The organism is Mariniplasma anaerobium (assembly GCF_016865445.1).
GTDB lineage: Bacteria > Bacillota_I > Bacilli_A > Acholeplasmatales > Acholeplasmataceae > Mariniplasma > Mariniplasma anaerobium.
Window position 1 is genome coordinate 107,262 of record NZ_AP024412.1, and the last position, 13,863, is coordinate 121,124.

The following is a 13,863-nucleotide window of genomic DNA, read 5'->3' on the forward strand; positions in this document are numbered from 1 at the left end:
TTTAAATGTTATCTCGTTCTCGAAACCCCTACGGGTCACCAATAAAATCATAAAACAGCTCATTTAAGTCAATAAATGGGCTTTTTATATGGAGTTTTATATATGTTGAATAATTCTTTAAATCCAAGTTTTCTAGATTTTAGGCTCGTTTGTATAAAATTTTCTAGAAATTAGACAAAAGGTCTTAAGATTATAAAACTTATAACAAAATAAGCAAAATCACCACCAGGTAAAGAAAGTTGATAGCAAGTCTGTGAAATACGCTTAAAAATGCAACTTATGCTGATATAAATTTTTGAGATTAAATCATTATATTGTGGGAAAAATGCAACTTTGAAAGTATATATTTTAAACAGTTGTTGACAATATTATTTATGATTGTTATAATATAATGAATGATACAGATAATACAGATAGAAAGGGGATAAAATGGTTAAATCAAAAATAGATCTATTTATGAGAATTAAAGAAAATTTTAAATCATTAATAGAGAAGGGAGCATACCTTGAAGGCGAAATGCTGCCAAGTGTAAGAAAAGCTTCATCAGATTTGGGTGTTAATCCTAATACCGTTCAAAAAGCTTATCAAGAATTAGCAGATGAAAATTATATTGAGATTATTCCAAAAAAAGGTGCTTATGTAAAAAAATATATCCATCACCCAGAAAAAGAACTTGTTCAATCTATACAACAACAAATAGATATTTTAAAAAAACACTATACAAAAGATGAAATTCTTATGATGATAAAAAAACATTTAGAAGGAGATAACCATGATTGAAGTTAAAAATCTATACAAAAGTTTTAATGATCATCCTGTATTGAAGGATATTAATTTAAAGTTAGAAAAAGGCACTATTTTTGGATTGATAGGTATTAACGGAGCGGGGAAATCCACATTTCTAAGATTAATCATGGGAATATTAAAACCAGACTATGGAGAAATTAAGATTGATAAGTATTCAATTTTAGAAGACAACGATTTAAAAAAATCAATTTTCTATTTATCAGATCAACCTCCTTTTAGTAATCAAATGACGTTTAGAAATTTAGCAGATTTATATAAAGTATTCTATCCATTTGAAGAAGATATTTATAAGTCAATCCTAAATATATTTTCGTTGAACGAAAATATAAATTTAAGTCAGATATCTAAAGGTATGAAAAGACAGGGCTATATTGCTTTAGCCTTTGCTTCAGGTGCGAAATATCTCCTTTTAGATGAAGTCTTTGATGGATTGGACCCCTCAGCACGTTTGAAATTTAAGAAATTAATGATCTCTTCAGAGCATCAAGATAAAATCATTATTGTTACAAGCCATTCTCTAAGAGAATTAGAAGATATCTGCGATTCTTTTGGTATGATTGATGAAGGTTATTTTAAAAGATATGGTAATCTTGATTTTGAATTAAATAAACTGGTGAAGTACCAAATTATATTGAAAGATACTTTACCAATAGAAATAGTAGATCAAAACAATGAACCTATATACATTAACCAAGATGGTAGAATTCTAACCATTGTCATCGATGTTAATCACCAGTTGGATCAATATATTAATAAAGAAGTATATCACGTAGCTGATGAACTTCCCATCTCTTTTGAAGAATACTTTATGATTAATCAAAAGGGGGCTAACTCGTGAAAGCATACTTTAATTATTTAACCAAGACTAAATGGCTTCAAACAATGGTTATGGCATTAATACCAACGTTTATTTTTGTTTTAACACTAATTTTAAATAACCGAACATATCCGCCTACAAACTCAAGTAGATTCTCAAATGACTTTGGTATGTCCGTGATATATATATCTATTGTATTGATCATTATAGTAATTTTCAGATTTTCTTCTTTAAGAAATCCAAAGGAAGTTGATCTGTATTATGCGCTTCCAATTTCAAGGAAAAAATTATATTTAGTTCATTTGTTGTTTGGATTTGTTCAATTATTAATTGTATGGACAATCATGTTTATATTGGGCTTTATAACTATTTTAATTTTATCTAACGGATATTATAGAGAAGGATTTTTCTTCTTGTTATATTTTATTGTCATATTCTATTTAGTAATTCTATATGGTATTACAAGTTTTGTATTTTTAAGAGCAAACACAATTTTTGACGGAATTACATTTATATTGTTGTTTCATATCTTATTCTTATTTATTTCTTTATTTTTCAGCAATAATTTAATTGGGATTTTTATGTCATTTGGATTAAATCCATTTTACTCATTAGGAAGATGGACCACGTATTTATTGTCAATGACAGCACATACTCCATCAAATTCTGCTACTGAATATTTTGTAAGAGCTCTACCATCAGTTATAACTAATACATTGGTATTTATGGGACTAGCAACCTTTTGTTATATTTATAATTATAAAATGATAGAACAGGAAAAAACCGAAAACATTGGTCAAATTAGCGATAGTAAATTTGGATATCGTCTTTATATTCCACTTAGCATCATATTTGGAGTTTCAACTGTTTCTCTTTTTGGTGGAATTATTATATGGTTAATAAATGGTATTCTCGTATCGGCGGGTTTTATTGGCTTTTTCATTTTTAGAAGAACAGCAAAAATTAAACTTATTGATGTCGGATATATATTAGTATCAGTAATTATCGGAATCATACTAGGAATCCTCATTAATTAAATGCTTGATGTTTAAATTTGTAATGAGAACATTTCTTTTATACTCTATTAGTCATTGCATTTTATACAAGTATCACCAAAATTATCCGTGCAATTTAGATTTCTATATCAGTCTAGTCAGATAGACACTGATGGTTGTGTGAACCCCTACGGGTCACCAATATAATCATAAAACAGCTCATTTAAGCCAATAAATGAGCTTTTTATATGGATTTTTATATATGCTCAATAATTTTATAAATTCAAGTTTTCTAGATTTTTGGATCATTTGTATAAAATTTTCAAGAAATTTAACAAAAGGTCTTAAGATTGTAAAACTTATAACAACATAAGCAAAATCATCACCAGGCAAAGAAAGTCTATGACAAGTCTGTATAATATGCTTAATAATGCAACTTATATTGATATAAGTTTTACTGATTTTTATGAAAAATACTTAATAAAGTATAAATGATTAAACTATGGATTGAAATTAAGTCTTATATCTTAATTTAGAAGAGTGATATGTATGAAAAAACTTTTACTATTTGTATTATTAAAACTGATAGGGTTTCTCACATTTTGCCAAAGAAAGTTAGAATATGCAGCAACAAATATTACATTAGATGGAAATGTTGTATGTAATCAAAAAAGTGAAGATGTTGCACGTTGTATTAAACACGTTGGATTAGATAAAAAGATTGAGTTTACTGTTATGTTACTTGTTATTCTAGTATTTTTCAGTTAAGAAAACAAAAATTAATTTTATGTGTCTTCTGGCACAGCCTTTAATTTTAACTCGATAGCTTGACAAAATTAAAAAAGTATATTAGAATATACCTAGTAATACTAAACACTTTAATAAAAATGAAGGATCTCATATTTAATTTTCTAATGACTTACTAAATTTTTTTATTTTCTATACTATCGAGATGTTTTATTCATGTAAAGAGATAGAATAATTAATTTAATAAATTTTTGTAACATTAAAAAAATCACATTTTGCTGTGAAAAAAATTAAGTATAAGCAGATAATTATCTGTTGAAAGGAGAAAATTATGGAAGAATTGGTGGTTATTAAATCAACATATAAGTTAGAAGGAACTCTTTCCTTTCCTAATTTAAAGGAGGATAATTATAAAGCTGTCCTTATAATCGGGGGATCTGGTGAGTTTGATAGAAACGGGAACTACAAAGGAATATTGTTAAATACATATAAATTTCTATCAGATTTTTTGAACGAACAAGGCTATGCTACTTTGAGATATGATAAAAGAGGTATAGGGAATAGTGAAGGAATCTTTTGTGAAACAGGATTAAATGATTTAATAGATGATGTAGACAATGCATATAAACTGTTAGAAAGGGATAACAGAATTGATAATAACAATATTTATCTATTAGGTCATAGTGAAGGTGCAATAATTAGCACAATATATAATGAAAGAAATAGTAAAATTAAAGGATTAATATTACTTGCAGGAGCTGGAATAGATTTAAAAACTGCGCAAACAAGACAATATACATTTGCACGAGATGAACTAACGAGTATTGATGGAATTTTCGGGAAAATAATTAGAACTTTCTATAAACCTGAAAAGTTATTGAAGAATCAAGAGGATATATATATAAAATCTAAGATGGTTATGTCAAACACGTTTCGTAAGAGTGGGAAATCAATTCCTGCAAAGTGGTACAGAGAACACCTTGAATACAGCAAGAGATCAATACTCAATTTATTAAACAAAGCTAAAAATAGTGTGTTGTGTACATTTGGAAACAAGGATATACAATCATCTGTTATTGACTCTGATGACATAAAAAAAATGAATCGAGATAATATTGATATATTTGAAGTTAAAGACATGGACCATATGCTAAGGATGTTTGATTATAAACCAACGATTATTAATCAAACTAAGCAATATAAAATAGACGCTTCCTTACCACTTAGCCCTCTATTACTTAACAAAATAGAATCTTGGCTTTTAATAAATTAAAGGAGAGAAAAATGGCAGATATAAGAAAACAAATAAAAAAAGGGCTATTAGAAATAGCTGTTTTAGATTTATTACTTGAAGATGATTCATATGGGTATGTTATAATTCAAAAACTAAAAGAATATAGTGATGGAATATTTGATCTTAAAGAAGGTACATTGTATCCAATTTTATATCGATTAGAAGATAGTAAATATATTGAAAGTTATTGGAAAACGATGAATGAGTTAAGAAGCAAGCCGAGAAAATACTATAAAATAACAAATGAAGGAAGAAAAGTGTTTTCTGAGATACTTGAAGATTACAATTTTATTACTGGGGGACTAAATTCAATTTTGAATAGAAGAAAAGAAGGAAAAGGTGTTTAGTATGAAGGAGAAATACATAAACGAAGTATTAAGCTTTTTAGAAGCAGATAGAAAAACAAAAAAGAGGGTAAAAGAGGATTTGAATGAAATCATTGAGTTTAAAACTGATGATACTTATGAAACTCTTCTAAAAAGACATGGTGATCCAGAAAGTATGGCAAAAGATTTTATGGAAAATTTAGACATACCTGATCAATACTATGGAATAACAATTGGATTATCAAGGAGAAAAAGATCATTCGAGTATAAGAGCAAAAGAAAAATTATGGGAATTCCATTACTTCATGTAAATATAGGTGGAAGATATAAAAACAAAGTCGCAAAAGGTATAATTGCAATTGGTGATATATCATTTGGAGTAATAAGTATTGGCGGTATAAGTGCAGGTTTGATTTCCCTAGGTGGTATAAGTGCAGGTCTGCTTGCCATAGGAGGGGTTTCTGCTGGATTACTCTCCATAGGGGTTATATCAGTTGGAGTTTTGGCAATTGGCATAATTTCTAAAGGTGTGTACTATGCTTTACATCTATTTTCATCTCTAAATATTTAAATTCTATATATTAAATCAGCCATTATCTTAAAATTTTATTAATTGCTTTTGAGATGTCTATATAACTCTAAACAGAAGCATTCAACATTTTTCTGTATTTAACTGAAATATATTAACATTTTCGTTTTTATAAACTTTGTATCGCTAACTGTTAAGCATATCAACAATAAATCAAAATTATGTAGTATGATAATTTGTAACGACAATCCTTGTTTGATTGTTTCATATTTTGAGGTTTTGTCCTTAAAAAAATATTGACATAAACATTATAAGATAATATATGCATGAGCATACAAATAAAAAAATGAATACAAAAAGAGTTCCATGATGAAAGGTAGAACAATTGTCAAAATGAACTACAAGTGTTTGTAACTGAAGTATTAATATCTCTATAATGTTCCACTAGTGCACGAAATTTGACGTTTCGTGCACTTTTTTTTATGGCTTTATATTTTGTTGTATAGTTAAGATGAAGAATGGTTGGAGGAAAACAAATGAAAAAACATAATATATGGAACAACGCACTTTATGTTTATAAACAGGCAAATACATTCAATAAGAAGTACAAATACAAGTTGATATCTAGTATTGTATTATCATTATTGATTCCGATTTTTGCGACGTTTATTCCAGCAGTAGTTGTGTATATCATAATCCATGGATCTAAAATTGGTGATTTTGCACTTATTGTTGGAGGGATTGTATTGATTTATGGTATCTTGAATTATTTCAGTTCATACATTTCTCATGTCCTGTTTTTTGATAAAGTATTTATAAGGTTGAATAACTTTTTTGAAATACTAAGTCAAAAAGCAATGGCTACAGGATATGAAAATATTGAATTTAAACATAATCGTGAGAAATTAATGAGAGCTGTTGGTGCGATTTCGGAAAACCGGGTCGGTGTTGAACTTCTATTACAAGTGTTCCCGGTATTCATTACAAGTATTGCTGGAATCTTGATTTATAGTTCATATATCGTCACAATTAATTATTTAATCGTATTGGTTCTTTTAGGTATGGTAATCATGAATGTATTATTAAATGTCTATGCTCGTAATTATGAAAAGCGCACAGCAGAGGAATTAAACACCTATCGTACAAAACTAAAATATTTTCAAGATGAAGCAAATAAACTATCGAACGCAAAAGATATTAAAATATATAAACTAGAGAAATGGTTCTATAACGGAATTAAATTATTCACTAAGAAATTTTCCACGAGAGTTATGCAACAAAAATTCCGTTACTCATTAGCAAATTTTTCAGATTCGATCTTTTCTATCATACGAAACTTGATTGCCTATACGATATTGGTCGCTATGGTATTAAATGGTAGCATCAGTGCAGCAGAATTCACGTTTATGATCGGAATTGTGATTGGGTTTGCGGTATGGTTAAATAATCTCGCTACCAGTTATGGAAGATTAAAAGAAGCAAGTATTCGAATTGATGATTTCAGAGAATACATCTCTTGGGATGATGGAATCAATATGGAAGCAGGAGAAAATGTTGAACCATTATTACATAAAAAATTATCAATCGAATTTAAAAATGTCACATTTTCATATCCTGAATCTGAAAAGCCGACAATACGCAACCTAAACCTCACAATTGAAGCAGGAGAAAAGATTGCGCTTGTTGGAATAAATGGTGCTGGGAAAACAACGCTCGTAAAACTATTAACAGGGTTGTATAATCCAACGGGAGGAAAGATATTAATAAACGGAATTCCTATTGAGAAATTCAATAGATATGAATACTACAATTTATTTGGTGTGATTTTTCAAGACGTTAATATCTTACCTTTTACAATAGCTCAAAATGTATCTGGACAAACAGATAAGGATACCGATTTAGAAAAAGTGAATATGGTATTGGAACAATCTGGATTGGCTGAAAAAATACAATCATTAGAAAAGAAAGAGCACACGAGTTTAACACAAGTGATTGACGATAAAGGAATTATGTTATCTGGTGGAGAATTACAAAAATTAATGTTAGCACGAGCATTATACAAAGATTCCCCGATCTTAGTTTTAGATGAACCAACGGCAGCTCTTGATCCGCTGGCTGAACAAGCATTATACTTAAAGTATAATAGTTTAACAGAAAATAAAACTTCAATATTTATTTCCCATAGACTGGCATCAACTCAATTTTGCAATCGAATTGTTTATGTAGAAGAGGGTAAGATTTTAGAAATGGGAACTCATACAAATTTAATGAAAAAAAATGGTAAATATGCTGAAATGTTTAACATTCAAAGTCAATACTATAAAGAAAATAAAGAGGAGGGATTTCTAGATGCAATCGACGAAAAAATCATTTAAAGAAATTATTGATGTCATAAAAATTTCTAACAAATCGGATAGAATGTATTTCCCTCTGATTATTTTAAGATCTTTAGTAACAGCCTCCTTTCCGTTTGTAGGAATCATATATGGTGCACTTATCCTGGATGGCTTTATTAATGGAGTTGGTAGAGAAATGATCATGCGGCTTGTATATCAAATGATTATACTAAGCGCTATTCTCTTATTGTCAAGAACAATCTTACATTTCTTTTGTGATCAAAAAACGAATCTGATTAGTTTAAAGTTGAACAGTGAAATCTCAAGAAAGACATTGAACCTCGATTTTGAACAACTAGAATCACAAGACATGAAAGACAAACTCTCAAAAGCGAATCAAGGTGTTTTATTTTCTGGAGGGATTGGTTCTTTCATAAATTCACTAGGATATATGATTGAAAACATCATATCATTTCTATATGCACTTACGTTAATTATCACGTTATTTATTCGTGTCGATGTAGAAACTCCAGATACAATTACTTCCCTCTTTAATAGCCCATTAATCGGGGTGGGAATCATACTATTAATTATCTTGTCAATCTATATGAATTTTAGAATGATTCAAAAAGTGAATAAGCTGGATTATGATATATACGAAGAAAATATTACAGTGAATCGATTATTTTTCTATTTAAAAGATTCTTCGATGGATTACAAAATCAGTAAGGACATCAGATTATTTCATACCGACAAATTACTAGCTGATAAAATCCATGATACCTGTTTCCGATTTGGTTCATCATATGGAAGAATCGCAACCAAGGCTGGAAAAATGACAGCTCAAGGTGGAATTTGGAATAATATTGTATTATATACAGCATATACCGTTATTGGAATCAAAGCTTTATTAGGATTGACCTCCGTCGGTAATGTATTACTACTTGTTGGTGTAGTAACTGCTTTTAATACTTCAATTGTACAAATTATTAATAACATAACTTCAGCAGCTACACAAACGAAGTACTTAGCGCTCTACAAACAATATTTAGACACGTCTACAAAATTATATAAAGGGACGTTGCCAGTTGAAAAACGTGATGATGGACAGTATGAGTTTGAGTTTAAAAATGTGACATTTCATTATCCGAACAATGATGATATCATATTGAATAACGTGTCTTGGAAGATAGACATGGGTAAAAAATTAGCAATCGTCGGCCCAAATGGAGCAGGAAAAACTACATTTATAAAACTATTGTGCAGATTATATGATCCTACAGAAGGAGAAATACTACTAAATGGAATAAATATTAGAAAATACGAACATAAAGAATACATGGACTTAATGTCGATTGTATTCCAAGATTTCAAACTGTTTTCATCTACCCTCAAAGAGAATGTTAAAGGTGGATTAGATGGAAATGATGATCAAATTGTTCACTATTTAGACCAATCAGGATTTAGTGAGCGACTTGAAAATTTACCACAGGGTATCGACACATACTTGTATTCTAACTTTGGAGAAAAAGGTATCGAAGTTTCTGGTGGAGAAGCACAAAAAATAGCAATTGCTAGAGCATTATATAAAGATTCACCTTTGGTTATTCTTGATGAACCAACATCTGCACTAGATCCTTTATCAGAATATGAAATATATACTAAATTTGATACACTAGTTCATAATAAAACAGCGATATATATATCACATAGAATGTCTTCTTGTCGATTTTGCGATAATATCATTGTGTTTGATAAAGGAGAAATTGTTCAATCAGGGAATCATGAAGAGCTACTAAGTAGTAAAGAGGGTTTATATCATACTATGTGGTCTGCCCAAGCAAAATACTATAATGTATAAAAAAAGAATTAGAAGTAATGAGTACAAAAAATACAATAATGAAGAAAAAAAGAAAATAAACCTTTTTGAGCTTTGGGCACTTTAATAGAATGTAAAATGAATAATCACAGAAAGTTAGCAATTTTTGCTGGAATTGGGCTTATAGTAACTATCATATTTTGAACACTAAGTTTGTTTACATAGAGGAACACATTGAAGATATAGCAACTAAAAATATTACAATAAACCGCAACATAAATAATTTCAACTGATGGTATGAATTGCATAATAAAGAGATTTTGTGTTTTATCTTTCGCTTTTTATATATACAAAGAGCAACTTTTATCTTATTAAATATTGAAGAATCCTAATGGATTCTTTTTTATTTAGAAATTTCAGTTCTATTGAAAATATTTACCAATGAGCAACTACGAGTTGCTCGTTTATAACTTCATAAAATGCTACAATTATGGTAGTTAAAGGAGACTGATTATGAAAACAAAATACTCAATATGGGAAGTATTTAAGTTTCAAATAAAAGGGATATTAGAAGCAAATAAAAGCTTTATATTCTACATTTTTATCATCTATGCATTTTCAGCAGGAATATTGAACGTTGTTACTGTATTATTCCCAAGATATATTATTGATGCGATTGTTGTTCAAAACATTAATGATTTATTTTTATGGATATTTATATATGGATTTTCAATTCTTGTATTAATGCTATTATCCACAATTTCACAAAATATATTCAGTGGTAATGCTACGGCAATCAAGTTTTTACAAGCTAGAATATTTTTTAAAAAATATCGACATGTATCATATCGATATTTGGAGGACCCGACGTTTCAGGCAAAAAGATCAACTGCACTTTGGGCATCACTTGGAAATAATGATAGTGGCTATGAAGGAACATTAAGAAGTTTATTTAGATTGTTCCCACAAATCTTAACTGTGATAGGGCTAACAATATTATTAGGTTTGTTTCGTCCAATTATTGTTATAGTCGCTCTCTTACTATCATTGTTGCAGTATCAGTTTGATTTAAGAGGAAAAAAATATAAATTTGAGCATCGTGACGAACTCAATGAACTTGAAAGAAAAGCTAACTATTTTTTTCTTACAGGACATGATTTTTCTTTTGGTAAAGACATAAGGATTAATCAAATTCAAGAACAGTTCTTTGCAAATCATAAAGAAAAATCAAATATATTCACATCATTATTTAAAAAGCTGAATGTTATGGGATTTAGATTTTCCATTCCAGGTATGTTTTTTATAACAATAACAAATGGATTAACATATTTTCTAACCGCTAATGCTTATATGAGTGGTGAAATTTCAATTGGAGAAGTATCATCGATAATATGGGCAACACTTGCTATTACTTTAGGAATGCAGAGAATGTTTACTGAAATTGCAAAAATCAAAGAGGATACAAGTTATACAAGTGAATATATGGCGTTTCTTGAGAATGATGATTATTTTCCTAAACGAGAAGGAATCGAGATAGAATTAGAAACACTCGCAATTGAGTTAGTAAATGTTAGTTTTAAATACCCGAATTCTGACAAGTTCGCTTTAAAAAATATAAGCTTAAAGATAAACTCGGGAGATCGTTTAGCATTAGTTGGTATAAATGGTTCTGGGAAGACAACATTAGTTAAATTGCTTTGTGGGTTCTATGAACCAACTGAAGGAACTATATTAATTAATGGTGTCGATATAAAGACAATTGATCTAGAATATTATCGCAATAAGTTGGCGGTTATTTTTCAAGATGTTTTGGTTTATGCAGCATCAATTCTAGAGAACATTGTTGGATTAAGTAAAGACCCTATAGAACACGAAAAAGCAATGCAGGCATTAAAACTTGCAGGGCTCTATGAGAAGACAAAATCTTTTCCAAAAGAAGAACATCAGGAATTACTAAAAGTAATTAATCCTAGTGGCACAGACTTTAGTGGTGGAGAAAAACAAAAATTATCTATCGCAAGAGCTCTATATAAAGAAGACACTTCACTCATAATTCTTGATGAACCAACAGCTTCATTAGATGCTATTGCAGAAAAAGAAATATATGATAATTTTAAAACTTTGATAAACAACAGAACCGCGTTGATCATATCTCATAGATTAGCATCAACTAGGTTTTGTGACAATATTGTTTTGTTCGAAAATGGTGAGATTCTAGAGTATGGAACACACGAATCGTTAATGAATAAGGAAAAAGGTACCTATCGTTCAATGTTTCTGACTCAAGGTAAATATTATCAGAAAGGAGCTCTACAAAATGAAACAATTTAAAATAGCATATAATATTATCAAATTTACCAATAAAATATCAAAAACTTTTTATCTTCTCATTTTTGCACAGGCAATCATGAGAACAGCAAAAATATTGATTGGTGTTTATGGTCTTAAATTGATAATTGATGGCTTAGTTAGTAATGATTATCATACATCTATTCAAATGATATTGATCGTTTTAGGATCTGAGTTTCTGATTAATATTTTAGAAAAAAAACTAGTTAGCATGCTTGAAATTAAAAAACAAGAAATCATGCAACGAGTGTATCAAACAATCAATTTTAAACTAATGAACATTGATTATCAACATTTAGAAGATCCATATTACTTAGATTTATCAGAACGTTCAAAATATGCAATAAATCAATTTGATGCATTAGATAATCTTTTTAAAAGCTTTGCAGATATAGCATATTATATCCTGGTTATTTCTTCAATGTTTGCAGTATTGATTACATTTAATCCATTGATATTGCTCATAATTTTTGCAACACTGTTGTTGTATACAATTAACTCAAGATTCTCATCAAAACAGCAAGTATTACTATCAAAAAAATTAGGACCGATCAATCGCAAATTTAATTATTATCAAGTGATTGTATCAGATGTAACAAGTGCTAAAGATTTTAGTGTTTATCCTTTGTCAGATTTAATGTTTGATAAATATAGTAGTTTCTTAAATCAAACAAATAAAGTAATGATAAATTTTTATCTGAAGAATGCAATCTATAAAAGTATATTTGTGATGATAAGTGTTATACAAATTGTTGCTATATATAGTTTAGTTGGATTACAATCAATAACTCTAAGCGTTGGGGTAAGTTTATTTGTTTTCTTAATAGCGGCAGCAACTAAAACTTCAGAAGCTTTAAGTAGTTTTATCACAAGTATGTTTAGTTTTCAGTCCTCATCTAACATGTTAGAACCGTTAGTTGAACTAATGAATGTAGAAGAATCTGAAGAACTATATAAAGATGGACAAATTGCCAGTGAAATGCAATCATTACGTTTTGATAAGGTATCATTTCATTATCCAAATCATGAAAAAATCGTTTTAAAGGATATCTCATTTACAATTAATAAAGGTGAAAAGATTAGTATTGTTGGTTTAAATGGAGCTGGTAAAACAACATTGGTAAAATTAATTTGCCGTTTATATAAACCAACATCTGGAACAATATATTGGAATGGTATTGATATTAATGATTACCAATATGAATCGTTTTTGAATCAAATTGCAGCAGTATTTCAAGATTTTAAGATGTTTGCTCTAACATTACATGAAAATGTCGATATGGAATCAAAAAATCGTGAAGATGTTTTACGGTGTATTAAGCAGGCTGGATTAGATAACAAAATTGCGAGTTTAGAACATGGTATTGACACGTATCTTTCCAAAGAATACCATGAAAATGGAATTGAGATGTCTGGTGGTGAATTGCAAAAACTAGCAATTGCAAGAGCGTTTTATAAAAATTCATCATTAATTATTTTAGATGAACCTACAAGTGCTCTAGATCCGCTTGCTGAAGCTGAAATATATGAACACTTTAGTGAGTTAGTAGCAAATAGAACCTCTATATATATATCACATCGTATGTCATCTTGCGTATTTAGTGACAGAATTATTATTTTGGATGAAAATAAAATACAAATGATAGATACTCATGAAGAATTGATGAAACAAAAGAATTCAAGATATTACGAATTATTTAACTCCCAGGCTATGTATTATCAAGCAAATGCGGATTCCTAATTTAATAAAAAAGTTATCAAAAATCATATTCAGATAGGAAAGAATTACTATATAATCACTTGCAACTTCCTAGGTAACAACAAGCCGTATCACAAATAATTGT

11 protein-coding genes are annotated in these 13,863 nt (G+C 29.0%); all 11 read left to right on the forward strand.

Annotated elements, in window-relative coordinates; genetic code table 11:
* The first annotated feature begins 429 nt into the window (after positions 1 to 429).
* The 11 genes from MPAN_RS00525 to MPAN_RS00575 all read left to right on the forward strand — a co-directional run bounded on the left by MPAN_RS00525 (position 430) and on the right by MPAN_RS00575 (position 13,760).
* Positions 430 to 780, forward strand: a complete 351-nt coding sequence (locus MPAN_RS00525) for a GntR family transcriptional regulator (RefSeq protein WP_176239085.1) — start codon at positions 430 to 432, stop codon at positions 778 to 780.
* Positions 773 to 1,645 carry an ABC transporter ATP-binding protein gene (locus MPAN_RS00530; RefSeq protein ID WP_176239086.1) on the forward strand — a complete coding sequence of 291 codons (873 nt, stop codon included), beginning with the start codon at positions 773 to 775 and terminating at the stop codon, positions 1,643 to 1,645. The genes MPAN_RS00525 and MPAN_RS00530 overlap by 8 nt, the downstream gene beginning before the upstream one ends.
* Positions 1,642 to 2,661, forward strand: a complete 1,020-nt coding sequence (locus MPAN_RS00535; protein ID WP_176239087.1) for a hypothetical protein — start codon at positions 1,642 to 1,644, stop codon at positions 2,659 to 2,661. Before MPAN_RS00530 ends, MPAN_RS00535 begins: the two co-directional genes overlap by 4 nt.
* A 507-nt stretch (positions 2,662 to 3,168) precedes the next feature.
* Positions 3,169 to 3,387, forward strand: coding sequence for a hypothetical protein (locus MPAN_RS00540; protein ID WP_176239088.1), 219 nt, complete (start codon positions 3,169 to 3,171; stop codon positions 3,385 to 3,387).
* A 310-nt stretch (positions 3,388 to 3,697) separates the two neighbouring features.
* Complete coding sequence (locus tag MPAN_RS00545) at positions 3,698 to 4,639, forward strand: alpha/beta fold hydrolase (protein WP_176239089.1); 942 nt, start codon at positions 3,698 to 3,700, stop codon at positions 4,637 to 4,639.
* Between the two features lie 11 nt (positions 4,640 to 4,650).
* Complete coding sequence (locus tag MPAN_RS00550) at positions 4,651 to 5,007, forward strand: PadR family transcriptional regulator (RefSeq protein ID WP_176239090.1); 357 nt, start codon at positions 4,651 to 4,653, stop codon at positions 5,005 to 5,007.
* A 1-nt stretch (position 5,008) separates the two neighbouring features.
* On the forward strand, positions 5,009 to 5,557 hold the full coding sequence (locus MPAN_RS00555; protein ID WP_176239091.1) for a hypothetical protein: 549 nt from the start codon (positions 5,009 to 5,011) through the stop codon (positions 5,555 to 5,557).
* Positions 5,558 to 6,051: 494 nt separating this feature from the next.
* On the forward strand, positions 6,052 to 7,890 hold the full coding sequence (locus MPAN_RS00560) for an ABC transporter ATP-binding protein (RefSeq protein WP_176239092.1): 1,839 nt from the start codon (positions 6,052 to 6,054) through the stop codon (positions 7,888 to 7,890).
* A complete protein-coding gene (locus MPAN_RS00565; RefSeq protein WP_176239093.1) occupies positions 7,865 to 9,712 on the forward strand; it encodes an ABC transporter ATP-binding protein in 1,848 nt (615 codons plus the stop codon). The genes MPAN_RS00560 and MPAN_RS00565 overlap by 26 nt, the downstream gene beginning before the upstream one ends.
* Positions 9,713 to 10,183: 471 nt before the next feature.
* On the forward strand, positions 10,184 to 12,001 hold the full coding sequence (locus MPAN_RS00570) for an ABC transporter ATP-binding protein (RefSeq protein ID WP_176239094.1): 1,818 nt from the start codon (positions 10,184 to 10,186) through the stop codon (positions 11,999 to 12,001).
* Positions 11,988 to 13,760, forward strand: coding sequence for an ABC transporter ATP-binding protein (locus tag MPAN_RS00575; protein WP_176239095.1), 1,773 nt, complete (start codon positions 11,988 to 11,990; stop codon positions 13,758 to 13,760). Before MPAN_RS00570 ends, MPAN_RS00575 begins: the two co-directional genes overlap by 14 nt.
* The last annotated feature ends 103 nt before the right edge of the window (positions 13,761 to 13,863 follow it).